At 73.6% G+C, this 26247-nt stretch carries 22 protein-coding genes; 7 read left to right on the top strand and 15 right to left on the bottom strand.

Going from position 1 to position 26247, the window contains the following annotated elements:
• On the bottom strand, window positions 1-547 hold a 547-nt coding region (locus BM237_RS26550; RefSeq protein ID WP_281253977.1), incomplete at its 3' end, for a carboxyl transferase domain-containing protein.
• 100 nt (window positions 548-647) lie between these two features.
• A complete protein-coding gene (locus tag BM237_RS26555) occupies window positions 648-1442 on the bottom strand; it encodes an AfsR/SARP family transcriptional regulator (RefSeq protein WP_093852280.1) in 795 nt (264 codons plus the stop codon).
• Window positions 1443-1681: 239 nt separating this feature from the next.
• On the opposite strand from BM237_RS26555, the gene BM237_RS26560 reads away from it, so the two are divergent.
• The 4 genes from BM237_RS26560 (at window position 1682) to BM237_RS26575 (ending at window position 6458) form a co-directional block, all read left to right on the top strand.
• On the top strand, window positions 1682-2050 hold the full coding sequence (locus BM237_RS26560) for a hypothetical protein (RefSeq protein ID WP_093852281.1): 369 nt from the start codon (window positions 1682-1684) through the stop codon (window positions 2048-2050).
• Window positions 2047-4425, top strand: coding sequence for a TOMM precursor leader peptide-binding protein (locus tag BM237_RS26565; protein ID WP_139238187.1), 2379 nt, complete (start codon window positions 2047-2049; stop codon window positions 4423-4425). The genes BM237_RS26560 and BM237_RS26565 overlap by 4 nt, the downstream gene beginning before the upstream one ends.
• Window positions 4426-4528: 103 nt before the next feature.
• On the top strand, window positions 4529-5794 hold the full coding sequence (locus BM237_RS26570) for a sensor histidine kinase (RefSeq protein WP_245794066.1): 1266 nt from the start codon (window positions 4529-4531) through the stop codon (window positions 5792-5794).
• 49 nt (window positions 5795-5843) lie between these two features.
• Window positions 5844-6458, top strand: a complete 615-nt coding sequence (locus BM237_RS26575) for a response regulator transcription factor (protein ID WP_093852282.1) — start codon at window positions 5844-5846, stop codon at window positions 6456-6458.
• Between the two features lie 31 nt (window positions 6459-6489).
• Here the strand turns inward: BM237_RS26575 and BM237_RS26580 are convergent, their stop codons facing one another.
• From BM237_RS26580 to BM237_RS26630, 11 genes are all read right to left on the bottom strand, one after another.
• Entirely contained in the window at window positions 6490-7425 is a 936-nt protein-coding gene (locus BM237_RS26580) for a 4'-phosphopantetheinyl transferase family protein (RefSeq protein WP_217655937.1), read from the bottom strand.
• A 1-nt stretch (window position 7426) separates the two neighbouring features.
• Entirely contained in the window at window positions 7427-8668 is a 1242-nt protein-coding gene (locus tag BM237_RS29610) for an acyltransferase domain-containing protein (protein ID WP_093852284.1), read from the bottom strand.
• 47 nt (window positions 8669-8715) lie between these two features.
• Window positions 8716-10443 (bottom strand): acyl-CoA dehydrogenase family protein, encoded by a 1728-nt coding sequence (locus BM237_RS26590; protein WP_093852285.1) that lies wholly within the window; start codon window positions 10441-10443, stop codon window positions 8716-8718.
• Window positions 10443-12197 carry a fatty acyl-AMP ligase gene (locus BM237_RS26595; RefSeq protein WP_093852286.1) on the bottom strand — a complete coding sequence of 585 codons (1755 nt, stop codon included), beginning with the start codon at window positions 12195-12197 and terminating at the stop codon, window positions 10443-10445. The genes BM237_RS26590 and BM237_RS26595 overlap by 1 nt, the downstream gene beginning before the upstream one ends.
• 146 nt (window positions 12198-12343) lie before the next feature.
• On the bottom strand, window positions 12344-12589 hold the full coding sequence (locus BM237_RS26600) for an acyl-CoA carboxylase subunit epsilon (protein ID WP_093852287.1): 246 nt from the start codon (window positions 12587-12589) through the stop codon (window positions 12344-12346).
• 127 nt (window positions 12590-12716) lie between these two features.
• Window positions 12717-13349, bottom strand: coding sequence for an antibiotic biosynthesis monooxygenase family protein (locus BM237_RS26605; protein ID WP_093852288.1), 633 nt, complete (start codon window positions 13347-13349; stop codon window positions 12717-12719).
• The gene (locus BM237_RS26610) at window positions 13336-14391 is read right to left on the bottom strand and encodes an aromatase/cyclase (RefSeq protein ID WP_093852289.1); all 1056 of its coding nucleotides are present in this window, start codon (window positions 14389-14391) and stop codon (window positions 13336-13338) included. Before BM237_RS26610 ends, BM237_RS26605 begins: the two co-directional genes overlap by 14 nt.
• Before the next feature lie 231 nt (window positions 14392-14622).
• Complete coding sequence (locus tag BM237_RS26615) at window positions 14623-15660, bottom strand: ketoacyl-ACP synthase III family protein (protein ID WP_093852290.1); 1038 nt, start codon at window positions 15658-15660, stop codon at window positions 14623-14625.
• Between the two features lie 53 nt (window positions 15661-15713).
• Window positions 15714-17351, bottom strand: coding sequence for a citramalate synthase (gene cimA / locus BM237_RS26620; RefSeq protein ID WP_093852291.1), 1638 nt, complete (start codon window positions 17349-17351; stop codon window positions 15714-15716).
• Between the two features lie 179 nt (window positions 17352-17530).
• Window positions 17531-19273, bottom strand: coding sequence for an MFS transporter (locus BM237_RS26625; RefSeq protein WP_175541146.1), 1743 nt, complete (start codon window positions 19271-19273; stop codon window positions 17531-17533).
• 191 nt (window positions 19274-19464) lie between these two features.
• Entirely contained in the window at window positions 19465-20979 is a 1515-nt protein-coding gene (locus BM237_RS26630; RefSeq protein WP_093852293.1) for an amino acid adenylation domain-containing protein, read from the bottom strand.
• Window positions 20980-21161: 182 nt separating this feature from the next.
• Here BM237_RS26630 and BM237_RS26635 point away from each other — a divergent pair, with 182 nt between their 5' ends.
• From BM237_RS26635 to BM237_RS26645, 3 genes are all read left to right on the top strand, one after another.
• Entirely contained in the window at window positions 21162-22352 is a 1191-nt protein-coding gene (locus tag BM237_RS26635) for an NAD(P)/FAD-dependent oxidoreductase (protein ID WP_093852294.1), read from the top strand.
• 74 nt (window positions 22353-22426) lie between these two features.
• On the top strand, window positions 22427-22723 hold the full coding sequence (locus BM237_RS26640; RefSeq protein WP_093852295.1) for an acyl carrier protein: 297 nt from the start codon (window positions 22427-22429) through the stop codon (window positions 22721-22723).
• A gap of 1 nt (window position 22724) precedes the next feature.
• Window positions 22725-23768 (top strand): ketoacyl-ACP synthase III family protein, encoded by a 1044-nt coding sequence (locus tag BM237_RS26645; protein WP_093852296.1) that lies wholly within the window; start codon window positions 22725-22727, stop codon window positions 23766-23768.
• Window positions 23769-23880: 112 nt separating this feature from the next.
• Here BM237_RS26645 and BM237_RS26650 read toward each other — a convergent pair whose 3' ends face one another.
• A complete protein-coding gene (locus tag BM237_RS26650) occupies window positions 23881-24891 on the bottom strand; it encodes a CaiB/BaiF CoA transferase family protein (protein WP_093852297.1) in 1011 nt (336 codons plus the stop codon).
• Window positions 24892-24898: 7 nt separating this feature from the next.
• Complete coding sequence (locus BM237_RS26655; RefSeq protein ID WP_093852298.1) at window positions 24899-26122, bottom strand: cytochrome P450; 1224 nt, start codon at window positions 26120-26122, stop codon at window positions 24899-24901.
• Between the last annotated feature and the right edge of the window lie 125 nt (window positions 26123-26247).

Raw genomic sequence — 26247 nt, forward strand, 5'->3', positions numbered from 1 at the left:
GGAAGATGCCGCCGTAGCCGGCCAGGGCGGTCACGCCCTCCTGGATGCGGGCGCCGGCCCCGTCGTTGAGGGAGACCAGCGGCGCGCCCGCGGCCCGTGCCAGGTCCATGACCTTGTGGACCTTCTGCGCGTGGGCCTCGCCCAGGGCGCCGGCGAAGATCCGGAAGTCGTGGGCGTAGGCGAAGACGGTCCGGCCGTGGACGGTGCCCCAGCCGGTGACCACCCCGTCGCCGTGCGGTCTGCGGTCCTCCAGGCCGAAGCCGGTGGCGCGGTGCCGGCGCAGCGGCTCGATCTCGGTGAAGGTGCCCTCGTCGAAGAGGACGTCCAGCCGCTCGCGGACGGTGAGCTTGCCCTTGGCGTGCTGCCGGCGGGTGGCGTCCGGATCGGGGCCCCGGCCCACCTCCTCCTTGAGCCGGAGCAGTTCCGCGGTGGCCCGGCGCAGATCGGGGCCGGGTTCCGCCACCCGGTCCGGCGCCCGGTCCAGGTCCTGGTCCGGGGCGGTCCGCGGTGCCGGTGCACTCGTCGTGATGTCGTCGAGGATCGTCATCGGGCGAACGTAGGAACGCCGCCTAGAGGTCGGCTGGAGCAGCCGCCGGGCCTCTCCCGCGCCCGTCCCGCGCCGGCCGGCAGGCACCGGCCGGCGCCGGTCAGCGCACCGCGTGCGCCGTGGCGTCCAGCTGCGGGTCGCCGGAGAGCACCGCGTGGTGCAGCCGCTGGAGCTTCGGCGAGGGCTCCATGCCCAGCTCCTCGATGAGCGTGTTGCGCAGCCGCTGGTAGGCCTCCAGGGCCCGCCAGGAGTTTCCGGAGCGGTGCAGGGCCACCATCAGCTGGGCGCAGAAGTTCTCGTGCATGGGGTGACGGGCCGCCAGTACCCGCAGTTCGGGTACGAGTTCGGTGTGCCGGCCCAGCCGCAGGTCGGCGTCGACGCGGCGCTCCAGTGCCGCCATCCGGTCCTCGTCCATGCGCAGGACCTCCAGCTCCAGGACACTGCCGACCCTCACGTCCACCAGTGCGGGGCCGTGCCACATCTTCAGCGCGCGGCCCAGCATCTCGGAGGCCTTGCGGTCGTCGCCGGCGTCGTGGGCGGCCCGGCCGGACGCGGCGAGCTGCTCGAACTCCTGGACGTCCACCTGGCCGGGCTGTACCTGGAGCAGATAGCCGCCGTGCTGGGTGATCAGCACGTCCTTGGCCTCCCGCGCCGGATCGCCCTCCAGCGCCACCGCGATCCTGCGGCGCAGCTGGAGTATGTAGGTCTGCAGGGTGGTGGCGGCGCTGCGCGGGACGTTCTCGCCCCAGATCTCCTCCATCAGGGTCGGCACGGTCACCACGTGGTCGGCCTGGAGGGCGAGCAGTGCGAGGATCTGCCTCGGCTTGGCGGCGCTCGGGACCACAGACACTCCCCGCTCCACCGCCGCGAGCGGACCCAGAACCTTGATCTCCATGGTGTGCTCTCCCCTTGTCGAGCTCAATCCGCCGGCAGTCCGCCTGACGGTTCCTCTCGGAGCATTGAGTGAGGCTCGCACGGTGCGGGAGCGGCGCACAGTGAGGCGCTCATGAGCGGGGTCGTGAAAATCTCATGGGTCGGTGGTGAACGCCGCACTGGGCTCCCCGGCGGCAGGGATCACACAATCATCACGATTGATTCGAACGCTCGGCCGTCCGACTCACAGGGGGTCTTCACATGCGAACCAACACGTCCGCCACCGCCTCGACGGAGAACACCGGCGCGGAGGACCGGCGCTTCGCCGAACTGGCCGTCCGCACCGGGCTGGAGCCCGGCCTGGAGGCCCGCTACACCGCCGACCCGGTGGCGGTGCTGTCCGGGTTCGGCCTGCCCGCCGCCGAGGCGCCCCACGGCGGCGTGCCGGACTCCGTGGCGATCCTCGCGGAGCTCGGACTGTACGCGTCCGAACCGGTCTACGCCGGCGACCCGCTGCTCATCGAGGACCTGGAGCAGCTCGACACCCGCGACGCCGAGCAGCTGGCCTGCTTCGGCTGCACCCGCGCGGACGACTTCCGCCTGGAGGTTCCGGGGCCGGTGGGAGCGTGAGACAACGCGAAGAGGCTGCCGGCGGCGGCCCCTTCGTGGGCTTCCGTCGCCATCTGCGGGCCGAGGTGGTGCCCGGCGAGGCGGTCTACCTGCTCTCGCCGCGCGGGGTCAGGGCGCTGTACGGCCGGCCCGCCGAGGCACTCGCCCCGCTGCTGGACGGCACCCGCACGGTGGCCGGGGTGCTGCGCGAGGCGGGCTCCCTGGTCCCTCCGGCGGAGGCCGGCCGGATCATCGGGGAACTGGCACGGGCCAATCTCGTCGGCTACCGGTCCGCTCCCGGTGAGGGGACCGACGTCTCGGCGGCCGCCTACTGGGAGCTGGCCGGTCTGGACGGCGGCGCCGCGGGCGCGGCGCTGGCCCGCACCGCCGTACGGCTGGTCACCGTCGGCGGGGTGGACGGCGACCAGGCCCGCGCCGCCTGCGAGGAGTCCGGGCTGAGGGTGCTGGGCCCGCTCCCCGCGCCCGAGGGGGAGCGGGCCGGGCGGGAGGGCGCCGGTGACGGCGGACTCGGCAGTAACGTTTTCTCGCTGGTGCTCTGCGACGACTACCTGGCGCCCGGACTGCGGTCCGTGGACGCCTGGCACCGCGAGCGGGGACTGCCCTGGCTGCTGGCCGGCCCCTATGGCCCCGAGCCCTGGGTGGGGCCGGTGTTCCGGCCGGGCGCGGGGCCCTGCTGGTCCTGCCTGGCGCACCGGATCCGCATCCACCGCCGTTCGGAGGTGCCGCTCCAGCGGGCCATCGGCAGTGATGCGCCCCTGCCCCGCCCGCCCGCCTCCCTGGCGGCCGGGCGGGGGATGGGTCTGCGGATGGCGGTGCTGGAGGCGGCCAAGTGGCTGGCGGGGGTGCGCAACGAGGGCCAGGGCGCCGTCCGCGTCCTGGACACCCTCACCCTGGGCACCGGCCACCACACGGTGCACCGGCGCCCCCAGTGCCCGGAGTGCGGCGACCCGTCGCTGGTCTCCGGGCTGGTGCGGCGGCCGGTCGCCCTGGCGCCCCGGCCGAAGGCGGCGCGGGGCGGGAGCAACGACCGCGCCCTCACTCCCGAGGAGGTCCTGAAGCGGTACGGGCATCTGGTGGACCCGGTCACCGGGATCGTGCGCGAGGTCCGTCGGGACGACCGGCTGCCCGAGGGCCTCAACTCCTATGTCTCGGGCCACAATCTGGCGCTGGACGCGCACACGCTCGCCGACCTCCGCGGCGGGCTGCGCAGTCTCAGCGGCGGCAAGGGCGTCACCGCGCTGGAGGCCGAGGTCGGCGCCCTGTGCGAGGCGGTGGAGCGCTACAGCGCCACCCGCCAGGGCGACGAGCCCGTGGTGTACGACAGCCTGCGGGGCCTGGGGGAGCAGGCGATCCACCCCAACGCGTGCCAGCTCTTCGACGAGCGGCAGTTCCGGGACCGGGAGCGCTGGAACGCCACCGCCTCCCCCTTCCACCAGGTGTGCGCCCCCTTCGACGCCGACCGCCCGGTGGAGTGGACGCCCGTGTGGTCCCTGACGGCCCGGACCCACCGGCTGCTGCCGACCTCCATGCTGTATTTCGGCCAACGCACCTCCCCGGACGCGGGCGAGCCCCGCGCCGACTCCAACGGGAACGCGGCCGGCAGCAGTCTGGAGGACGCCGTCGTCCAGGGCTTTCTGGAGCTGGTCGAGCGCGACGCGGTGGCCCTGTGGTGGTACAACCGCACCCGTCAGCCGGCCGTGGACCTGGACGCCTTCGACGAACCCTGGCTCGCCGGGCTGCGGGAGGTCTACGCGCGGATGGGGCGGGATCTGTGGGTCCTGGATCTCACCTCCGACCTGGGCATTCCCGTGATGGCGGCGCTGTCGCGGCGCACGGACAAGCCCGCGCAGGACATCGTCCTGGGATTCGGCGCCCACTTCGACCCCCGGCTGGCGCTGCGCCGCGCGCTGACGGAGATGGGGCAGCTGGCCGCCTCGGTGGCCCGCGTCGGCGGGAACGCCGAAGAAGCCGGAGAAGCCGGAGAAGCCGAGAAAGGGGCCGGATATGGTGCCGCGCCCGCCGAACTGGTGGAGTGGTGGACCCGAGCGACCATAAGAAACCAGCCATATTTGGCTCCGAGCCAGTCAACGACCCCCCTGGCCCCCCATGACTACGCGCACACCCCTCGTCACGATCTGCACGACGATGTGGAGGCAGCGCGCTCCCTTCTCGAAGCCCGTGGAACGGAGCTGCTGGTGCTCGATCAGACGCGCCCTGACGTGGGCGTTCCGGTGGTCAGGGTGATCGCCCCCGGTCTGCGCCACTTCTGGGCGCGTTTCGCGCCGGGCCGCCTGTTCGACATACCGGTGACACTTGGCCGACTCGAGCGGCCGACGGCCTACGAGAACCTGAATCCGGTCCCGCTGTTCGTCTGATTTCGGACGCTGCTCCTCGCCGGTGGCCAGAGTCAGCCGATGGCCAATACGATGCGGTCAACTCGTGGTTCAACGTCATGGCTTCTGACCGAGGAGCAGCCAGGTGCACGACACCCCGGACAGCGTCTCCTCCCTCCGGGCTCCCGCTCAAGCGGGGGCCCGGAGCACGTCTCCCCTGCGGTCGCAGACGCGCCACCGCGAACTGCTCGCGCCGAAGCTGGCCAGGACGATCACGGTCGCCACCCTGCTGTACTACTCGGGGATCTCGCTGCTCAACGTCCTGCGCAGCGGCGCCGAGCGGAGCCAGGTGCTGCTGTGCCTGGGGTGTGTGGCCGCGGTCTTCGTCTTCCAGTTCCTCCACATATCCCCCCGCGCGCAGCGCTGGTCTCCGCGCCGCCGCTGCGCGACCCTGCTGGCGCAGGCCGTGCTGACCTATCTGCCGTTCCTCTTCTTCGGCCTGAACTGGGGGAGCATGGCCGGCCCGCTGGCCGGTTCGCTGCTGCTCCTGCTCCCCGGCAGGGTGGCCTGGCCCTCCTACGGCGTGATCGCGGGCACCATGCTGGCCATGACCGTCTCGGCCGGTCTGGACTGGGTGACGGTCGTCTATCTGACGACCTCGACCATGATGGCGGGACTGATCCTCTACGGGACGGCGAGGCTGAGCGATCTGGTGGCCGAGGTGCAGGCGTCGCGGGCGGAGATGGCCCGGATGGCGGTCACCGAGGAACGCCTGCGGTTCGCCCGCGACCTGCACGACCTGCTGGGATACAGCCTGTCCGCCATCACGCTCAAGAGCGAGCTGACGTACCGCCTGGTGCACTCCCGGCCCGACCGGGCGCGTGAGGAGATCGCCTCCGTCCTGGAGGTGTCCCGGCAGGCGCTGTCGGACGTACGGCTGGTCGCCAGCGGCTACCGCGACATGTCGCTGGCGGCGGAGGCGGAGTCGGCCGCCGCCATCCTGGCGACGGCCGACATCCGCGCGCGGACGGACGTCTCCTGCGGCCGGCTGCACCCGGTCACCGACACCGTGCTCGCGACCGCGCTGCGGGAGGGCGTCACCAACATCCTCCGTCACAGCAAGGCCCAGACCTGCGTGGTATCGGTCGAGTCGAAGGGAGAGACCGTCGTGCTCAGCCTGGTGAACGACGGGGTGGCCGGGCAGCGTCCGGACCGCTCCGCGCACAGCGGCAGCGGCCTGGGCAACCTCCGCGACCGGCTCGCGGCGATCGGCGGCCGGGTCGAGGCGGGCGTACGCGAGGACGGCCGGTTCCACCTCGTCGCACAGGCCCCCGCGCATCCCGCGGCGGCGGCGCATCCGCCGGAGGCCGGGAGGCTGGGCACGGCGAACGCCGCGAGATCCGCGGCCTGACACAAGCGTCCGGTCCGGGAGCCGGGCGCCATCCTGGTCTGGGGGGCCAATGCTGGCGGTGAAGATCCTGCTCGCCGAGGACGTGCACATGATCAGGGGAGCACTGGTCGCCCTGCTGGAGCTGGAGCCCGACTTCAGCGTCGTGGCCGCCGTCGACCGGGGGGACCTCGTCGTGGAGCGGGCGCTGGCGACCCGGCCCGACGTGGCCGTACTGGACGTCGACCTCCCCGGTGTCGACGGCCTCACGGCGGCGGCCGAGCTGCACGAGCGGCTTCCCGACTGCCGGACCCTGATCCTCACCAGCCTGGGCCGTCCGGGCACCCTGCGCCGGGCCCTGGCCGCGCACGTCACCGGGTTCCTGCTGAAGGACGCGCCCTCCGACCGGCTCGCCCACGCCGTGCGCTCCGTGGCCCAGGGCCAGCGGGTCATCGACCCGCAGCTGGCCCTGTCCGCCTGGGACTGCCCGGACAACCCCCTCTCCCCCAGGGAGCTGGAGGTGCTGCGGCTGGCCGCGCAGGGCGCCGACGCCGCCGAGATCGCCGGCACCCTCTACCTGTCCAAGGGGACCGTCCGCAACTACCTGACGACCATCGTCGCCAAGCTCAACGCCCGCAACCGCATCGACGCCGTGCGGATCGCCGAGGAGGCCGGCTGGATCCCCTGAGCCGCGTGCCCCGGGTGCCCCGCGGGGCCGCTCACGGGGCCGCTCGCGGGTCCGCCTCGAAGGCGGTCGGCGGGGCCGCCGCGCCGAGCAGCGCGTCGAGGAGGCCGGCGTCCAGGGCGGTGCGCACCGACAGGTCGGAGGTCTCGCCGAACCCGGAGTCGTACACGGCGGTGCCGACGACGTACCCCCCGCCCGGGTCCCCGTCCTGCCCGCCGTCCGGATCCCCGCCCGGATCCCCGCCCAGCACTCCGGTGCCGAACGCCCACTCGCCGCCGTCCGCCGGGGTGCCGTCGGGCCGCACCAGCCGGATCCGGTCCGCGCCCAGGTCGAAGCCGAACTCGGTGAACCGGAAGCGCAGCCCCTGGCCGAGCGCCTTGCTGTACGCCTCCTTCAGGGTCCACAACCGCACCAGCGTGGCGTTGCGCTCACCCGCCTCCCCCTCGTCCAGCCGGGCCAGCTCGTACGGGGTGCAGCCCTGGGACTCCGAGCCGGTGCCGGCCATCCGGCGGTCCGCCGACTCGACGTCCACCCCGATCCGGCCTCTGCGGGTGATCCCGGCCACCAGCGTCCGGCGGGTGTGGCTCAGGCTGATGTCGATCTGGTCGCAGCCGCGCACATACGGCCGCCCGCCGGGCTGGTACGCCAGGTCCACCTGCTCCGGAACCGTGTCGATCGCCGCGGCGATCACGTGCCGCAGCAGCAGCCGGGAAGCGGAGAAACGTTCCTTCATGAGGGGCTGCGACATGGCCTCGTAGCGGTGCCAGTCCCGGCCCAGCATCCGGCGCAGCGCCGCCTCCCCGCCCGGCAGGCGCCAGTCGGGCAGACGCCCGGCCACCACCGCGGTCCCCCGGTGCGCCAGCTCCCCCCGGACCCGGTCCCAGGGGCCGTGGGGGCCCGCGACCTCCAGAAGGCCCGGCCCCCCTCCCCCGTGCTCACCGCTTCCCGCGGCCCGTGCGGAAGGCGCCACCTCAGCCCTCCGCCAGAGACAGGGAGAGCGGGCCGGCGTCCAGCTCGGACAGCACTCCGGCGAGGTCCACCGCGTTGCTCTCCGGCCCCCGGCACATGGCCAGGCAGACCGGCCCCCGGCTGCCGCCCATGCGGCGCACGAAGGGGGTGAGGACCGCCTTGGGGCCGATCTCGACGACATGGGTCGGGGCCTGCTGGGCGAGCAGCTGCCGGGCCGCGTCGGCGAACCGCACCGTGGAGGTGATCTGGAGGGACCAGTAGGGGGAGTAGAGCGGCTCGCCCGTGTAGCCGCCCCGCACCGTGGAGTAGAACGGCACCCTCGGCGCGCCGCCGGGCAGCCTCCGGGCCACCTGCTCGAAGCGCGGCAGGACCGGCGCCATCAGCGGGGAGTGGAAGGCGTGCGTGACCTTCAGCGGGGTGGCGGCGATGCCGCGTGCGGCCAGCTTCTCCTGGATCCGCTCCAGACCGGCGATCTCCCCGGACAGCACGGTGGCCTTCGCCGCGTTGACCGCCCCGATGCTCACGCCGGGCTCGCAGGACAGCAGCTCGGCGGCCTCGTAGGCGGGGGCGCAGGTGGCCGTCATCCCGCCGCCGGAGGGCAGGTACTGCATGAACGCCCCTCTTAAGGAGACCAGTTGGGCCGCCGACTCCAGTGTCAGCGCCCCGGCGACGGTGGCGGCGGCGAACTCCCCGATGCCGTGGCCCAGCACCGCCACCGGGCACACCCCCGACTCCTCCAGCGTGCGGGCCAGGGCGTACTCGACGGCGAACAGGGCGGGCTGGGCGAACGCCGTCTGGTGGATCCGCGCGTCCCCGCTGAGGATCAGGTCGACGACCGACAGGCCGGTGTAGGGCAGCAGCGCGTCGGCCGCCGCGTCCAGATGCGCGCGGTACCCCGTGGAGTGCAGGTACAGGCCGGCGGTCATACCGGGATGCTGGGAGCCCTGCCCGGTGAAGACGAACGCCGCGCGCACCCGGCCGTCCCCGCCGGGCCGGGGGTCCCGCAGCGCCAGATACCGCGCCAGGGCGCGCACGGTCGGGTACGCCCAGACGTCGGTGGGGTCGATCAGCGGGCCGTACTTCTCCTCGATGTCGCCGTAGAGGCTGAGCGCGGCCACGGAGTCCAGGCCGTGCTCGGCGAACGACACGGCCTCCTCCACCGGCCGGCCGAGGTAGTGGGCCAGGCGTTCCGTCAGCCAGTCGGCGTACGCCTGCTCGCGCACCCGGCGGGGGGGTACGGACATCTCGCGCTCCTTATTCAGCGATCCGAAGGGGGGCGGCGCGGGGGTGGTCAGGCCAGACCCGTGCCGTAGAGGTCGTAGCTGCGCCGTCCGTGCAGCCGTGCCAGGACCTCGGCGAGCACCCGGCTCTCGCACGCGGCGGGCCGCTCCGGGAGCGGCAGCCCCAGCCGCCGGCACAGGCGGTAGAGGGCCGCGGTGGGCCAGGCGGGGTCGGCGAGGAAGGCTCCGGCCGCGCCGCCGGACCGCTGCTCCCGCCACACGCCCAGGCAGGCGGCGGCGGCCAGCACCAGGGCGTACCGGTCGGCCAGCGCGAAGCTGCGCGGATCGACCAGGGCCGCGCGGTCGTCCGCCCCGATCCCGGCGAACGCCGTGCGCAGCTCGCCCAGTTCGGCGACGAGGGCGCGGGTGAGCGCGCCGAGCGCCCCCCGCTCCCCCGGGGCCTCCCCGGGCAGGCCGTCGGAGCCCAGCAGGCCGTCGGTGGCCACCAGGGTCGCGGCGAGCGGATCGCTGTCGCCCAGCAGGGCGGGCCCGGCCGGATCCAGCGGCGGCAGGTCCCCGTGGGGCCGAAACAGCTCGGCGGGCGCCTCGGCGTCGTTGAACCACACGTGCCGCGCGAAGAAGGGCAGCTGGGGCAGGAGGCTGACCTGGCGGCCCGCGCTGCCCGCATGGCCCAGCGAGGTGACGGGCAGATCGCGCAGCTGCTTGGCGAACATCGCGTACGCGCCGTCCCGGGCGAGGCTCTCCTCGCCCAGGACGGCGGACATCTCGTCCATCGACTCCGCGACGATCTTCGGGGCCAGATAGGCGGCCGCGGCCGCGTACGCGCTGGTCTGCCGGGGCATCAGATGCAGTCCCCGGGTGGCCACCAGGGCCAGGCAGTCGCTCAGCAGCAGGTCGAGGAAGGCGCCGGTGAGGACGTCGCGCACATGCTGGACGTCCAGCGGGGAGCGCCCTGTGGCCCGGCGGCGGACCGCGAACCGGGTCACCGTGCGCAGCGCGGTGTCCGCCCCGGCCAGCACGATGGACGGGATCAGGCCCCGGATGAGCAGCGAGGAGCGCAGGGACAGCTCGTAGCCGCCGCCGGCCTCGCCGACCAGCGCCCCGCCCGGCACCGGGCAGTCCGCGGCCCGCAGCCCGCCGAACTCGGCGCTGCGCATCCCGTTGGTGGGACGTCTGGCGAGGTCGGTCAGCCGGCCCTCGGGCAGCCCGTCCCGGTCCAGCAGCAGCACCGAGTGGCTGCGTCCGCCGCCGCCGGTGGACGTGCGGGCGAAGACGACGAGTCCGGTGGCCCGCGAGGCGTTGGCGATCACCGACTTGCTGCCGTTCAGCAGGAACCCGCCGCCGGCGGGCCGGGCGGTGAACTCCTCGCGGACGAAGTCGTTGCCGTGCGCCACCTCGTGCCGTGCCACGGCGACGCGGCGGCCCTGGAGCAGATGCCCGGCCACCTCGGCCCGCTGCCCGGCGCTGCCCCCGATCCAGACGGGGGCGGCGGCGAAGAAGCAGTTGAGCCCGTGGCCGAAGCCGAGCGAGGCGTCCCGGCGGAAGACCGGCCGCAGCACCCGGCCCAGACCGTCCATCCGCGACAGTCCGCCGCCCAGCTCCGCGGGCACGAACTCGGCGTTGAAGCGGTGGGCGTCGAGGACCTCCTCCGCGCCGGCGGGCACCCGGCCCGCCGCGTCGGCGGCCAGGATCGCGTCCTGGCCCAGCGGGTTGGCCGGGTCGTCCAGCGGACCGAAGGCGCGCTCCAGCGCGTCGGCGCGGTCCCCGTACGCCCCCATCACCGTGCCCCGGCCGTCATCAGTTCCCTGACCTCGGGAAGGATCTCCTCGTGCAGCGGCCGCAGCTCGCCGCGGAGGAACAGACCGCGCATCGCGGCGCGCTCCACCTTGCCGCTGGTGGTGCGGCGCACCGTGCCGGGGCGTACCAGCAGCACCCCGCCGGGCCGCACCTCGAACTCCTCGGTCAGGCGGTTGCCCACCGCCGAGGTCAGCGCGGCCAGGTCGATGTCGTACCGGCCGCGGGCGCGCAGCTCCTGGACGACGACGATCCGGTCCCGTTCGCCGGGCACCGCGAACGCGGTGGCGGCCCCGAACAGCGAGCTGACCCGCTGCACCGTGCGCTCCAGGTCCTGCGGGTAGATGTTGCGGCCGGCCACCACGATCATGTCCTTGAGGCGGCCGGTGACGTACAGCTCGCCGCCCACGACGGCGCCCAGGTCCCCGGTGCGCAGGTGGCCGCCGTCCCCGTCGGCGGTGCGTCCGTCGAAGGCCAGTGCGGTCTCCGCCGGGCGGCCCCAGTAGCCGCGGGCGACACCGGGGCCGCGCAGCCAGATCTCCCCGATGCGGCCCTCGGGCAGCACCTCGCCGCCGGCGGGCTCCACGACGCGCACCTCGCCGTCGGCGGCGGGGCCGCAGGAGACCAGGGTGCGCCGCGCGGCGCCGGAGGCCGGCTCGCGCAGTTCGTGGCGCTCCAGCGCGGCGGCGTCCACCACCAGCCGCGCGGGATCCCCGCCGGGCCCGCGCACGGCGCCGGTCACCAGCAGGGTGGCCTCGGCCAGCCCGTAGCAGGGGGTAAGCGCTCCGGGCCGCAGCCCGGCCGCGGCGAACCGCTCGGTGAAGGCGCGCAGGGTCCGGTCGCACACCGGCTCGCCGCCGCTGACGGCGACCTCCCAGCCGGACAGGTCCAGGCCCGCGAGCTGCTCGTCGGTGATCCGGCGCAGGCACAGCTCGTACGCGAAGTCCGGGGCGCCGCTGACGCGCACGCCGTACCGGGAGATCGCCTCCAGCCAGCGGACCGGCCGCTTGACGAAGGCGGTGGGGGACAGCAGAACGGCGGTGCCGCCCAGCCACAGCGGGTGCAGGAGCTGGCCGACCAGTCCCATGTCGTGGTGGAAGGGCAGCCAGCCGCCCAGCCGGTCGCCGGGCCGGGTGCCCAGGGCGCGGCCGATCGCCGCCTGGTTGGCCATGACGTTGCCGTGGGTGACCACCACGCCGCGGGGGTCGCGGGTGGAGCCGGAGGTGTACTGGAGGAAGGCCACGGAGTCGGGTCCGAGGTCGGGCCGGTGCCACGGCCCCGCCCCGGGGACGGCGTCCGCCGGCAGGCAGGCGACGCCCCCGTACCCGGCGCCGGCCAGCAGCCGCGAGACCTCGGGGGCGTCTGCGGAGTCGGTCAGGGCGAACCGCACGGCGGCGTCCTTGACGATGCCGGTCACCCGTTCCTCGTGGTGGCGGCGGCCGCCCGCGGGCGGCACGGGGACGGCGACGGCCCCCGCGTACAGGCAGGCCACCAGGCTGACGGCGAACAGCCGCCGGCAGGACTGCAGGATCAGCACCCGCTCGCCCTGGGCGCCGTGCTCCTGGAGCCAGCCGGCCAGCTTCCTGGCCTCGTGGTCCAGCTCCCCGTAGGAGACGGTCTCGGCGTTCTGCTCGCCGCCGGGACCACCGGCCTCGCCCAGCAGGACGAGCGCCGCCCGCCCGGGCGTGTCCCGGGCCCTGGACAGAATGAGATCGGTGAAGCTCCGGTAACCGTTCATCGCCTCCCCCTCGCGTGCCGTCGTGGCCGCCGTGCCCGCGGCACCGGCCCGTGTGACTTCTCCGGGAAGGTACGAACGTCCTCTCGAACCGGACTCGACATCCCCCGGACCGCCGGGCGCCCCCGGTCCGCCGGGCCGACTCCCCGTCATGCCCGCGACCATGCCGTGGGCGGGCGGTAGCCGGTCCGCCCGGCCGGCCAGCCGGCGCGGTCCGCGGACGCCTCCGGGTCACCGGCGTCCGCCGCGGCGTCCGGCTCCCCCGGGCCGTCCGCGTCCGCGGGGGTCCGGTGGGCCGACAGCGCCAGCAGTACGGCGGTGACGGCGGCCAGCTCTCCCGCGTCGGGGTTCCCCCGTACGACGGTCAGCAGGGCCTGTGGTGTGTCGTTGGCCATGCGGGCAGGGTGCGCCCCGCGGCTCGAGGGGCGCTCGCGGGGCGGACGCGGTCGGATGGACGCGGTCGGATGGACGCGGCCGGGCCGGGCCCCGAAGGGCCCGGCCCGTCGTTCCCGGCGGCCGTGCTCAGGCCGCGAGCCCCCGCTCGTAGGCGATGTGCCGGGTGCGCTCGACACGGAAGCGCGCCGCCCGGCCCAGCCCGCCGTACGCCCCGGCGCGCTCGGCCCTGACCAGGGCCCGCTCACAGGACCCGGTGTCGGCCCACCACGCCATGCCCAGGTACCGCTGCGGCCGGAAGGTCGAGCGCAGCAGGTCGAAGCCGCCGAAGCCGCCGGTGCCGGCCAGGAACCGGAACAGCTCACGGGCCTCCTTCTCGAACTCCCGCACCCCGCCCAGCACGGTGCACGGCAGCAGCACCACGTTGTCGTGCCCGGGCAGCGCGTTGCGCACCAGCAGGCGGTCGACGCTGACCGCCTGGTCGGCCTCGGTGTCCACCATGGGCTCCAGGCACCGCACGTGTTCGAGGAACGTCTCGGTGTGCACGGTCTCGATGAAGCCCTCCAGACTCCGCCAGTGCCCCACGTGGACGTAGGAGGCCGGGGAGTCCAGCAGCCGCACGGTCACCAGATAGGAGAAGTCCCGCCGGCCGCGCAGGTACTGGGAGTGTTCCCGGAACTCCTGCTCGAACCGGCGCGGGTCCCCCTTGACGGTGAACCGGTGGACTGTGGTCAGCGGACTGCTGAGGTCACGGTCGGTCATGAAGGTCCTCCGCGAACCGCTTGGCGTGCTGGAGGGTGGTGGTGCTGTTGGCGCCCAGGGCCTGCCGGACCTTGGCGCGCGCCTCGGCGAGCGTGGCCTCGGGGCCCAGCAGCTGCCGCACCCCCTCGGGGTCGAGGGTGACGGTGTGCCAGGAGGTGGCGCGCACGCCCTTTCCATGGGGTTCGATCTCCCAGCGGCCGGTGTGCCCGCTCATCACCACCGGTACCCGCAGCTGCTTGTAGACGATGACGGACCGGTCGGGGAAGCACACCCGCACGGACATGGTGTTGTGCAGGGAGCCGTCCGGGCTGCGGGTGTCCATGTCCATGCGCTGGACGGTGGAGCCGCCGCCGTCGGAGGGGGACTCCTCCAGGCCGATGCGGGCGACGTGGGGCAGGCGCTCGGGCCACAGGTCGGCGCGGTCGAGGAAGGCGAAGACGTCCTCGGCCGAGCCGCCGATGTCCACCGAGTCGCTGAAGGTGAAGCGCAGCCCGCCGTCCTCCGCACCCGTCCGCCCGCCGTCCTCCCGCGCGCCGCCGCTCTGCTCGGCGGCGTTCCTCAGGGCCGCCAGCTCGGCGCGGCTGTTGCGGTCCACGGCCCGCTCGATCAGCTCGACCGCCGCCGGGTCGTCGTCCACGGCGGTGTAGTCGTGCAGCAGGACGACGCGGCTGCCGCCGTCGTCGTTGGGCTCCACCAGCCACTTCCCGCCCATCGACGCCACCGGGTGCGCGGAGGCCACCTGGCGGAAGGAGACGGTGCGGGCGCGGCTGTCGAGGATGCGGTGCGAGGTCCACGAGCGGACCTGGTCGTTGGCCGTGGCCCAGATCCGCAGGAGCTGCTCGTCGGCGTGCTCCTCCAGCACCTCGACGTGGATGGTGGGGCCGAAGACCTGCGGCCAGGCCGAGACGTCGGCGACCAGGCCGTAGACGGTGTCCGCGGGCGCGTCGACGACGACGGCGTGCTCCGTGACGTGGGTCCGGGCGGTCCCGGTGGCCCCGGTTCCGGCGGCTTCGGCGACGGCGGTGGCGGTGTTCGGCACCATGGCGGATCTTCCCTTCGGGTCGCGCCGCTCGCACGGCGCCTGTGTCAGATTGGCAGGGTGCGCTCGAGCAGGACTGGAGCGCCGGAGGAGGGGTGTTCGAGCCCGCCCGGCGGACCGCCGGGCGGGGGGGGCGCGGGCCGGGCGGTGCCGGCCCGCCGCGTTCAAGGGGTTCGGGGGTTCGCGCCGCCGTGCTCAGGCGGCGTGCTCAGACGGTGTGCTCAGGCGGCGTGCTCAGGCAGCGTGCGCCCACTCGGGCCGGTCCAGGATCTCCACGACCGCCGAGCCCCAGCTGTAGCCGGCCCCGACGCCGACCAGCAGGCAGTTGTCGCCGGGCCGCGCCCGGCCGGAGACGACCAGGTGGTCCAGGCTCGCGAACTGGTCGCCCGCGCCCAGGTGCCCGACCGTGCGGCTCCACTCCCAGGCCGTGCGGGCCGGGTCGATGCCGAACGGCTGGTAGTAGATGGACCGCAGCCGGCGCCGCCCGAAGTGCGGCAGCACCACCCAGTCCACCTCGCCCAGTTCCAGGTCGGCGTCGGCCAGCGCCTGCTTGAGCACGGTCTGCTGCCCGGCGTGGGCGCGGGTGACGGCGTAGGACATGCCCACCCGGGCCACGAAGGAGCGCTTGGCCTCCTCGAAGTCCACCGGGACGCGGTGCGAGAAGGGCGCCCGCCCGAACGGCTCGTCGCCCCGGTGCAGGGGCTCCAGCTCGGGGTCGGCGAGCATCGCCAGGGAGCGCAGCCGGGCGTACCCGCCGCGCCGGGAGAGCACCAGCGCGGTGGCTCCGTCGGCGTACGGGGTGCCCGGGTCGGTGTGCCAGCGGTCGATGCCCGGTTCGCAGAACCGGTCGGCGGTGGTCAGCAGCGCGTCGTGGCGCCCGGGGACGGCCGTGAGGTAGGAGTGGGCCAGGTCCAGGGCGGCCATGCCGCCGTTGGACATCTGCCGGATCTCGATGGCCGGGCAGCTGTTGCCGAGCGTCTCGCGCTGTACGTAGGAGGCGACGGGCCACAGGTCCTGGCCCTGGTGGTAGGTGTCGGCGTGCAGGATCAGATCGGTGTCGCCACCGCTGCCGCCCGCCCTGTCCAGGGCGGTGCGGGCGGCGTGCACGGCCATCTCGGCGGCGGACTCGTCCGGTGAGTACGCCACCGAGACCATGCCGGTGGCCGCCGCCACCCGGGCCGGGCAGGCGCCCGACGCCACTGCGTCGGCCACCGGCAGGGACGAGGGGAGCCGCACCCCGGTCCCCCGTATGTAGATGTCTTCCACTCGCACGGTCCACTCCCCATCTCGTCCGGGTGTCGTCGGTGCCGTCCGGGACGGCGCGGTCAGCCCGCGGCCGCGACCGCGGGGACCGCGGCGCGGCGGTGGGCGCGGTGGTCGGCCCCGCGCTCGGTGAGCAGGACGTAGCGGACCGCGTCCAGCAGGGCCCGCCAGGAGGCGGCGACGGTGTTCCCGTCCACGCCGACGGTGCCCCAGCGGCGGCGTCCGTCGGTGAAGGTGATCAGGACGCGTGCGGCGGCGGCGCTGCCCGAGCCGTTCCCCAGCACCCGGACCTGGTAGTCGGCCAGTTCCAGCCGGGCCAGTTCGGGGAAGAACGGGTCGAGCGCCTGGTGCAGCGCCCGGTCCAGGGCGTTGACGGGCCCGTTGCCCGTGCCGGTCGCGGCCAGCGGCGTGCCGTCGATCCGCAGCCGCACCGAACCCTCGGTGCGCACCTCGCCGCCGGACCGCTCCTCGACCCCGACCTTCCAGGCGTCCACCTCGAAGGGGTGCTCCAGACCGCCGCCGGCCAGCTCCTCCAGCAGCAGCAGCTCGAAGGAGGCGTCGGCGGACTCGAAGCTGTAGCCGCGCCCCTCCAGCTCCTTGACCCGGGCCGCGGCCCGCGCCACCGGCTCGGAGCCGGCCGAGACCTCGTAGCCCAGCTCCCGGGCCTTGAGCTCGATGGAGGAGCGCCCGCCCATGTCGGAGACCAGGGTGCGCATGGCGTTGCCCACCCGGGCCGGGTCGATGTGCTGGTACAGGTCGGGGTCCACGCGCAGGGCGGAGGCGTGCAGCCCGGCCTTGTGCGCGAAGGCGGAGGCGCCGACGTACGGGGCCGCCGGGTGGGCGTGCACCCCGGTCAGCTCGCCGATGGCGCGGCCCGTCTCGGCCATCTCCCGCAGCCGCTCGGCGGGGACGACGTCCGTGCGGCCCCGTTTGAGGACCAGGTTGGCGGCGACGGTGAACAGGTTGGCGTTGCCGCACCGCTCCCCGTAGCCGTGGGCGGTGCCCTGCACATGGTCGGCGCCGGCGTCCACGGCGGCCAGGGTGTTGGCCACCGCGCAGCCGGAGTCGTCGTGGCAGTGGATGCCCAGGCGCGCGCCGGTGGCGGTGAGGGTGTCGGCCACCACGGCGCCGATGCCGTCGGGCAGCGAGCCGCCGTTGGTGTCGCACAGCACGACGGCCTCGGCGCCGGCCTCGGCGGCGGCGCGGACGACCTCCAGGGCGTACTCGCGGTTGGCGAGGTATCCGTCGAAGTAGTGCTCGGCGTCGACGAAGACCCGGCGGCCGGCCCGCACCAGATGCCGTACGGTGCTGCCGATCATCGCCAGGTTCTCGGCGAGCGTGGTGCGCAGGGCGAGTTCGACGTGCCGGGTGTGGCCTTTGGCCACCAGGGTCACCACCGGGGTCTCGGCCTCCAGCAGCGCCCGCACCTGCGGGTCGGTGGTGACCAGGGTGCCGGGCCTGCGGGTGGCCCCGAAGGCCGCCAGTTCCGCGTTGCGCAGGTTCAGTTCGGTGCGCGCCCGGCGGAAGAACTCGGTGTCCCTGGGGATGGCTCCGGGCCAGCCGCCCTCGATGAAGCCCGCCCCGAAGGCGTCCAGGTGGCGTGCGACGGCGAGCTTGTCCTCGACCGTCGGCGCCAGGCCCTCCTGCTGTGTTCCGTCGCGCAGGGTCGTGTCGTAGAGCTGGAAGCGCCGATCGGCCATCGTCCCTCCTCATTGGTGCCGCCGGCGGCCGACTACCGCGGCGGGTACGGCCCACCGTCCGACGACCGGCTGGACCGGCGCTCGAGGGCCGGTGGTCCCCGTCCGGGCATGTCGAAGGGGGGCGGACCGGCTCAGGGCGCCGGCCCACCCCCCGTGACAGCGACCGGGGTGCGCGGGGATCACACCGCGGCGGGCTTCGGCTTCTCCGGCTCGTCCGCGCCCTCGGGGCCGCCCTGTCCCATCAGTTGCCTGGGAATGGCGAACATCAGCAGGATGACCAGGGCGGACATCCCGATGAAGGCCCACATCAGCGTCTGGAAGCTCTTGGCGAAGGAGACGCCGGTGGCGTCCTCCCGATGCGCTTCCAGGACCGCGGCGACATCCTTGTCCTGCAGGACGGGGACGGACGCGCAGCTCTCCGGGGTCACCGCGACGTCCTTCTGCCGGGACCGCTCGACCATGCAGGTCCGGTAGGCCGCGATGGCGTCGTCGGCGCGCTCCGGGGAGAGCCCCGCGGTGGCGGCCAGTTCCTTGCGCAGCTCCGGCACCTGGCCGTCGACGGCCGCCCCGGTGTTGCCCGCCAGGCCGGCGAAGAAGACGACGCTGACCAGCGCGCCGCCGATGGCGAAGCCGAGCTGGGTGTTGGTGTTGACCAGGCCGGACGCCGAGCCCGCGTCCTCGGCCGGCACCTCGGAGGTGACGACCAGGGGCAGCGGGGTGGCGACCAGGCCGAAGCCCATGCCGATCAGCAGCAGCGGCAGGGCCAGGTGCAGGGACTCGGCCCCGCTGCCGTAGTTGCCGGCGACCCAGATGAAGTCGAGCAGGCCCGCGATGAGCACCAGGGCGCCGATCTGCATCACCTTGCGGCCGAACTTCGGCACCAGCACCATCACCGACATCGTGGCGGTGAGGAAGGCGCCGATGCAGAACGGCAGGCTGGTGAGGCCCGCGCGCATCGGGGACCAGCCCAGGCCGATCTGCATGTAGAGCATCCAGCCGATGTTGAACATGCCCACGCCGATGTAGACCGCGAGGTTCACACCGAGGCCGGAGGAGTAGCTGCGGATGCGGAACAGGTTCAGCGCGACCAGCGGCGAACTGTCCTTGCGGGTCTTGTGCTTCTGCCAGGCGATGAAGGCGCCCAGCACCGGGACCGCGGCGGCCATGGACACGAAGCCCAGGGTCGGCCAGCCCAGTTCGCGGCCCTGGAGCAGCGGGTAGATGACCATCACCAGGGCGGCGGTGCCCAGGACGACGCCGATGACGTCCAGCTTGAGCGCCTGCGGTGCCTTGGACTCACTGATCACCTTCGAGCCGTAGATCATGCCGAAGATGCCGACCGGCACGTTGATCAGGAAGATCAGCCTCCAGTCGAGGCCGAAGAGGTCCCAGGCCACCAGCAGACCGCCCGCGGAGAGGCCGATGGCGGCGGCCACGCCGCTGACGGCGCCGTGCATCGCGAAGGCGGCGCCGCGCTCCTTGGCGGTGGTGAAGGTGACGTGGATGATCGACAGCACCTGCGGCACCATGACGCCGGCGAACGCGCCCTGCGCGATGCGGGAGACCACCAGCTGCCACGGCTCCTGGGCGAGCCCAGCCGTCAGGGAGGTGATGGTGAATCCGGCGACGCCGATCAGGAAGACCTTCTTGCGGCCGTAGATGTCGCCGAGTCGTCCGCCGAGGATCAGCAGGAGGGCGAAGGCGAGCTGGTAGCCCACCATGATCCACTGGATGGCCGAATAGCCCGCCCCGAGGCTCTTCTGCATCGCGGGCGCCGCCACGTTGACGATGGTGCCGTCGAGGAAGTCCATGAACGCCGAGACCAGCAGCACCAGCAGCGCCAGCCAGCGCTTGGGGTCCGGCACGTCCTCGGCGGCCGGGGCGCCGGCGGTCGGCTCCGCGTCCGTCGCAAGAGGTGTCACCTCCTCACCGGCGGAAGAGACGTTTTCAGTCGAAATAGCCATGATGTACCTCTCTGACTATCGGGGCTTCAGGGGGTGGCGGCCCATGGCCGTAGTCATGCCTTTACGCAGTGTGGAAGAAGCCGCTGGAGCGCCGCTGGAGCGCCGCTGCGGCCGGGAACCCCTGTGCGACGGGAGCCGTTGGACCTTCCTCAGACGTAGACCGCCTTGGAGGTCCACTCCGGCGTGGGCAGGGCCTTGCGGTCGGTCTTTCCGTTGGCCGTGATGGGCAGTTCGGGGACCTCGACGAAGACCGCCGGGATCATCTGCTCCGGCACCCGGCCGCGCAGGTGCGCCCGCAGCGCACGCCGCTCCACGCCGTCGCCGGCCGGGACCACCCACGCCACCAGGCGCTGGTCGCCCAGGTGGCTGGTCCGTACGGCGACGGCGGCGTTGCGCACCTGCGGGTGGCCGGCCAGCACGCTCTCGACCTCGCCGGGCTCGATGCGGAAGCCGCGCAGCTTGAACTGGTCGTCGATGCGGCCGAGGAACTCCACGACGCCGTCGGGCCGCCGCCGCGCCCGGTCGCCGCTGCGGTAGAACCGGGTGCCCTTCGCCCAGGCGGGCGTGACGAACGCCCGCTCGGTGAGTTCGGGGCGCTCCCAGTACCCGCGGGCCACCCCGGCGCCGCCGATCCACAGTTCGCCGGGGGTGCCGTCGGGGACGGGCAGGCCGTCCTCACCGACGATGCGGGCCTCGACGTTCCGCAGGGGGCGGCCGATCGGCACGGACCGGCCCAGTTCCTCGTCCGGGCCGACCCGGTGGCAGGTGGTGAAGGCGGTGGCCTCGGTCGGCCCGTAGCCGTTGACGATCCGGCAGCCGGGCACCGCGTCGCGCAGTTCGCGGACGTGGGGCGCGGACAGGACGTCGCCGCCGGCCATGACCGTGCCGACGCCCTCGAAGGCGCGGACGTCCACCTCGATCTGGCGGTGGAACAGCGCCGCCGTCAGCCAGACGAAGGTGATGCCCTCGCGGCGCAGCGTCTCACCCAGTTCCTCGGGCTGCGTCCGGTGCGCGGGGACCATCACCAGCTCGGCCCCGTTGAGCAGCGCCCCCCAGATCTCGAACGTCGCGACGTCGAACGCCACGTGCGCCGTCGGCAGGATCCTGTCGCCGGGGCCGAAGTCCGCGAAGTCGGGGTCGTCCGCCAGGTTGACGATGCTGTGGTGCTCCACCATGACGCCCTTGGGCCGGCCGGTGGATCCGGAGGTGTACATCAGGTAGGCCAGATCGTGCGGCCCGACTGGACCGAGGGGGGCGCGACCGCCCTCCGGCGGCGCCGCGGGCGGCGGGGGCACCGGCACCGTGGACACCCCGTGGAGGGTGAAGCGGTCCTCCTCCCCCTCCTCGCACAGCGCCACGCGCACCCCGGCGTCCTCCACCGCGGCGGCCAGCCGCCGGTCCGGCTCGTTCACGTCCACGGGCACGTAGGCCGCGCCGGCCTTGAGCACCCCGAGCATCGCCACGACGAGCCGGGGGGAGCGCTCCATGGAGACCGCGACCCGGTCCCCGGCGCGCACCCCGGCGTCCTCGGCGAGGTGCCGCGCGACCGCCTCCGACCAGGCGTCGAGTTCCGAGTAGCTGATCCGCTCCCCTTCCGCCGAGATCGCGGCGGCGTCGGGCGCCTTCGCCGCCCAGTCGCGGAAAACCTCCGGTACCGATGTCATCGCCGCTTCTCCTCTCGGGGGTGCTCCGGGCGCCCAGGGAACGCCGCGGTGGTCGAGCCCCGGTGGACCTCCCGCGAGAGGCGGAACGCAAGCCGCCTTCGAGGCGGCCGTGCCATGGTCGCGCTCCGCCGGTCGGAAGAGGGCCGGGAACCGGCCAGACCGGCCAGAAAGGAAGGCCCGGCATGTACGACGTCATCGTGGTGGGCGCCCGTGTCGCGGGCGCCTCCACAGCCCTGCGCTTCGCGCGGGCCGGCTACAGCGTGCTGCTCCTCGATCGGGCGCGCTTCCCGAGCGACACTCTCTCGACGCACTACATCCACCAGCCCGGAGTGGCCCGCCTGGCGCGCTGGGGGGTCCTGGACGCCGTACGGGCCTCCGGGTGCCCCCCTCTGGAGCGCAGCGTCTACGAGGTCGGCGACGTCCGGCTGGACGGCTGCTCGGCGCCCTCCGACGGGTACCGGACGGCGTACGCGCCGCGCCGGCAGGTCCTGGACCAGATCCTCGTCGACGCCGCGGTGGCCGCCGGGGCGGAGTTCCGCGACAACTGCTCCGTCTCCGGACCCCTGTTCGAGGGCGACCGGGTGGCCGGCGTCCTGTGCCGTACGGCGGGCGGGACGCGGACACGGGAGCGGGCCCGGCTGGTGGTGGGCGCCGACGGCATGCGGTCGGCGTTCGCCCGGGGCGTGGGCGCGGAGTTCACCGTCCACGACCCGCTCCAGACCTGCATCTACTACACGTACTGGCAGGGATTGCGGGCCGACTTCGAGCTGTACGAGCGGCCCGGCCGGTGGATCGGCGCGATCCCCACCAACGACGGGGCCACGCTGATCGCCGCGTACTTTCCCCAGGCGGAGTTCCGGCGGGTGCGCGGCGACGCGCTGTCGCACTACCTGGAGAACATCCGCACCACGGCGCCGGACCTGTACGGGCGGGCCGTCGCGGGCGAGCGCGTCGAGCGGCTGCGCGGCACGGGCGACCAGCAGAACTTCTTCCGGCGGGCGAGCGGCCCCGGCTGGGCGCTGGTGGGCGACGCCGCGCACCACAAGGACTCCATCACCGCCCGCGGCATCAGCGACGCCTTCCTCCAGACCGACCTGCTGGCCGACTGCGTCGGCGAGGGGCTGCACGACCCCGCGCGGCTGGACGAGGCCCTGCGCCGGTACGCCGACCGGCACCAGGAGGAACTCTTCGAGGGGTACCGGAACACGTTGTTCGTGAGCCGGCTGGAGGTCACTCCCGAACGGCTGGCCATGCTGCGCGCGGTGCGGACCTCGGCCTCCCTGACCTCGCGCTACTTCGCCGCCGCGGCCGGCGGCATGTCCACCGATGAGCTGTACGACGACGAGCTCCTCGACCTGCTGGCCGCGGCCTGACACGCGGAAGGCCCGCCTCCCCCCACCACACCCCCCATACAGCCCCCCCACGAAGGAAACCACGGAGGCATCAGATGATCACCAACGAACGCGAGATGTGCGAGCTGTTCGCCGAGGTCCTCGGGATACCCGAGGTCGAGGCCCAGGACGACTTCTTCGACCTGGGCGGCCACTCGCTGCTGGCGGCCCAGCTGGTCCGGCGCATCCACGGCAGGTTCGGCGTCATGCTCCCCTCCCGGCGCGTCTACCGCGCGCCCACGGCCGAGGCGCTCGTCCGGGAGCTGAACGCGGCCGCGCCCGCTGCCATGGTCACGGCCACGAACACGGCCGCAGCAGCCACCGCCACCGCCACCGCCACGAAGGAGAACTGACATGCGCTGGAACGACCTGTACATCGCCGGTGTGGGCAGCTACCTGCCCGAGCAGGTGGAGACCGCCGACGAGGCGATCGCCGCGGGCCGCTACACCTCCAAGAAGAAGGCCGTGAACGGCTACCGCGCCGTCCGGGTGGCGGCGCCGGGTGAGATCGGCCCGATGATGGCGGCGAAGGCCGGCCGGCAGGCGGTGGAGAGATCCGGGCACGATCCCGAGGAGTTCGGGCTGGTGCTGCACAGCTACCTGGGGCACCCGGGACTCGACATGTGGACCCCGGCCAGCTACGTCCAGCGTGAGACCGTGGGCGGCAGCGGACCGGCCTACGAGATCAAGCAGGGCTGCAACGGCATGCTGGCCGCCCTGGAGCTGGGCGGCTCGTTCGTCACCGGCCGCCCGGACGTCACCGCGGCCCTCGTCACCGCGGGCGACGCCTTCCGCATGCCCTACATCGACCGGTGGGGCACCGACGAGCAGACCGTCGAGGGCGACGGCGCGGCCGCGTTCGTGCTCTCCAGCCGGGGCGGCTTCGCCCGGGTGCGCTCGACCTTCTCCATCGGCGACTCCTCCCTGGAGTCGATGGGCCGCAGCGGCGCCGCGTGGACGGACGTCCCCTTCCCCGGCGGCGAGACCATCCGCGTCAGCGCCCGCAAGCGCGACTACCTGCTGGCGGAGGACCTGGAGCTGGACGGCGCGATCGAGAAGATCGCGGGCAATGTGAAGTACTCCCTGGAACACGCGCTCAAGGAGGCGGAGGTGGAGTCGGCCGACATCCGTTTCTTCCTCCACCAGCACATCGCCGAGTCGATCGCGACCCACGCCATCTACGGCCTGCTGGGCGTCGACCGGGCCACCTCGACCTTCGACTGGGGCCTGGACCTGGGAATGGTCGGCACGGCCGACCCGGTCCTCGGCCTGGACCACGTCATCGCGACGCGCTCCCCCAGGCCCGGCGACATCGCCGTCCTCCAGGGCGCGGGCGCCGGCTACGTCTGGTCGGTGGCGGTGCTGGAGTTTCTGGAGACCCCGCACTGGGCGGCGTGACGCCCGACGGGTACACGGCGGAGCGCCCGCCGGCGAGTGGTTCTCGCCGGCGGGCGCTCCGCCGTGCGGTGCCTGCGCCGTGCGGGCGGCCCGCGGTGGTGCGTACGCGGTGTCAGCACGGCTGCGCCGGAGTCCGGCTGAAGCGCGGCGCGGGCGCGGTCGGGCCGCTGCCGCGGGCCCGGTGGTGCGGATGGGAGGCCGCCTCCTCCACGGTGAGCACCGGGGTGGCGCACGCCTCGGTCCCGGCGAAGCGGGCCGTCCAGGTGTCGCGGTCGTACCGGGCGAAACACTCCTCGAACAGCCTTTGCAGAAAAGGCCAGTTGGCGGTGTCGTCGCGGTCCGGAAGCGATCCGGGATCGAGGCCGAGCCCGTCCAGCAGGGCGGTGTAGAAGCGCTCCTCCAGTGCCCCGACGGCCATGTGGCGGCCGTCGGCGCACTCGTAGCAGCGGTAGAAGGGGGCGCCGCCGTCGAGCAGGTTCGTCCCGCGCTCATGGCTCCACTGGCCGCTTCCGGCCATGCCCACCAGCATGCCGAGCATCGCGCCGACGCCGTCCACGATCGACGCGTCGACGGTCTGCCCGAGACCGGAGGCCTCGCGTTCGCGCAGCGCCGCCAGCACCCCGACGACCAGCAGCATCCCGCCGCCGCCGAAGTCCCCCAGCAGGTTCACCGGGGGAACGGGCGGCCCGCCGGCCCGCCCGATCGCGTGCAGGGCCCCGGTCAGGGCCAGGTAGTTGATGTCGTGGCCGGGCTCCCGCGCGAGCGGCCCCTCCTGGCCCCAGCCGGTCATCCGCGCGTACACCAGGGCGGGGTTGCGCGCGCGGCAGTCCCCGGGGCCGATCCCCAGCCGCTCGGCGACCCCGGGCCGGAAACCCTCGACGAGCACGTCGGCCGTCTCCACCAGCGACAGCAGTTCCGCCACGCCCCGGGGGTCCTTCAGATCCAGCGCGAGCGACCGCCGCCCGCGGTCCAGCACCACGTGCCAGTCCGGGAACGAGCGGCGGCCGTCGGCCCGGTCGACGCGTACGACGTCCGCGCCGAGGTCGGCGAGCATCATGCAGGCGAAGGGCGCGGGCCCGATCGCGGCGAGCTCCACGACCCTCAGCCCCTCCAGAGGGCCCATCACCGGCTCACTCGTCCCAGGCGACCGGGAGTCCCCACAGGCCGTAGATGATCGCGCGCTCCTTGGAGCGGATCTCCTGGAAGGGCTTGGCCAGCCGCAGGGTCGGGATGCGCTCGAAGAGCCTGCCCCACACCAGCTGGAGCTCCAGCCGGGCCAGGTCCGCTCCGATGCAGTGGTGCAGGCCGTGACCGAAGCCGAAGTGGCGGCGGTTGCCCCGGGCGAGGATCAGCTCGTCGGGGTTGTCGAACACCTCGGCGTCGCGGTTGGCGGTCAGACCGAGGCAGAGGATGCCGTCACCCTTGCGGATGGTGGCGCCGGCCAGCTCGATGTCGTCGGTGGCCACGCGCGGCACGGCCGCGTCGCCGATGGTCAGGTAGCGGACCAGCTCCTCGACCGCCGGGCCGATCAGCTCGGGGTCGGCCTTCAGCTGCTCCAGCTGCTCGGGGTGCTCCAGCAGGCAGGCGGTGCCCAGCGAGATCATGCTGGCGGTGGTCTCGTGCCCGCCGTTCATCAGCAGCCGGCACAGGTTGACCAGATCGCGGGCCTCGTACTCCTCGCCCGACTCGCGGTACTCGGCGATCGCCCGGCTGAGCAGGTCGTCGCCGGGCTCCTTCTCCTTCTTGGCCACCAGGTCGAACAGGTAGTTGTTGACGTCCACCAGGGCGGCCTGGCGCTCGGCCATGGTCGCGGTGCCGCCCAGCAGGGTGGTGCCGTTGACCTGGAAGAACTCATGATCCTCGTAGGGGATGCCGAGCAGCAGGCAGATCACCGTCATCGGCACCGGCAGGGAGAGGGCGTGGTGCATGTCCACGCCGGGGCCCTGCTCGATCATCGCGTCGATCGCCTCGTCGACGATCTTCTCGATCTGCGGGCGCAGCATCTGCACACGCCGGTTGGTGAAGGTGACGGCGGCCTTGCGGCGGACCTTGGTGTGCTCGGGCGGGTCGTAACCGATGAAGGACGTCTCGGTGCGGAACTCCGGCGGGGCGTCGAAGTAGAAGGGGAAGTTCGCCTCCTTGCGCGAGGCGCTGGTGCGCGGGTCGGTCAGCAGCTGGCGCATGTTCTCGTGCCCGGTGACCGCCCAGACCTTCAGTCCGGTCGTGAGCGGGACCTGCTTCACGGGCTCGTCGGCGAACTGCGCGTACTGCTCGGGCTGGGAGAACGGGCACTTCCGCTCGTAGGGGAAGGTCTCCTCCGCTGCCGCACCGGTCTGTTCGGCTTGTGTGCTCATCGCTGGTCCCTCCTCGTCAGGACGGCTGCGACGCTGACACCCGCCTCTGGAGAGAGGCATGAACAGGGCTCGAACCCCCCTTCCTCCGCCCCGGGCGCTGTTCGACCCGGTCTCTAGGCCGCGTC

Source organism: Streptomyces mangrovi, from assembly GCF_900114215.1.
GTDB lineage: Bacteria > Actinomycetota > Actinomycetes > Streptomycetales > Streptomycetaceae > Streptomyces > Streptomyces barkulensis.

Coding starts and splice junctions, on each gene's coding strand:
- BM237_RS26575 (WP_093852282.1), top strand. CDS start 5,844: ATGCTGGCGGTGAAGATCCTGCTCGCCGAGGACGTGCACATGATCAGG.
- BM237_RS26630 (WP_093852293.1), bottom strand. CDS start 20,979: ATGACATCGGTACCGGAGGTTTTCCGCGACTGGGCGGCGAAGGCGCCC.
- BM237_RS26610 (WP_093852289.1), bottom strand. CDS start 14,391: ATGGTGCCGAACACCGCCACCGCCGTCGCCGAAGCCGCCGGAACCGGG.
- BM237_RS26600 (WP_093852287.1), bottom strand. CDS start 12,589: ATGGCCAACGACACACCACAGGCCCTGCTGACCGTCGTACGGGGGAAC.
- BM237_RS26605 (WP_093852288.1), bottom strand. CDS start 13,349: ATGACCGACCGTGACCTCAGCAGTCCGCTGACCACAGTCCACCGGTTC.
- BM237_RS29610 (WP_093852284.1), bottom strand. CDS start 8,668: ATGTCCGTACCCCCCCGCCGGGTGCGCGAGCAGGCGTACGCCGACTGG.
- BM237_RS26595 (WP_093852286.1), bottom strand. CDS start 12,197: ATGAACGGTTACCGGAGCTTCACCGATCTCATTCTGTCCAGGGCCCGG.
- BM237_RS26555 (WP_093852280.1), bottom strand. CDS start 1,442: ATGGAGATCAAGGTTCTGGGTCCGCTCGCGGCGGTGGAGCGGGGAGTG.
- BM237_RS26640 (WP_093852295.1), top strand. CDS start 22,427: ATGATCACCAACGAACGCGAGATGTGCGAGCTGTTCGCCGAGGTCCTC.
- BM237_RS26590 (WP_093852285.1), bottom strand. CDS start 10,443: ATGGGGGCGTACGGGGACCGCGCCGACGCGCTGGAGCGCGCCTTCGGT.
- BM237_RS26560 (WP_093852281.1), top strand. CDS start 1,682: ATGCGAACCAACACGTCCGCCACCGCCTCGACGGAGAACACCGGCGCG.
- BM237_RS26655 (WP_093852298.1), bottom strand. CDS start 26,122: ATGAGCACACAAGCCGAACAGACCGGTGCGGCAGCGGAGGAGACCTTC.
- cimA (WP_093852291.1), bottom strand. CDS start 17,351: ATGGCCGATCGGCGCTTCCAGCTCTACGACACGACCCTGCGCGACGGA.
- BM237_RS26650 (WP_093852297.1), bottom strand. CDS start 24,891: ATGGGCCCTCTGGAGGGGCTGAGGGTCGTGGAGCTCGCCGCGATCGGG.
- BM237_RS26645 (WP_093852296.1), top strand. CDS start 22,725: ATGCGCTGGAACGACCTGTACATCGCCGGTGTGGGCAGCTACCTGCCC.
- BM237_RS26635 (WP_093852294.1), top strand. CDS start 21,162: ATGTACGACGTCATCGTGGTGGGCGCCCGTGTCGCGGGCGCCTCCACA.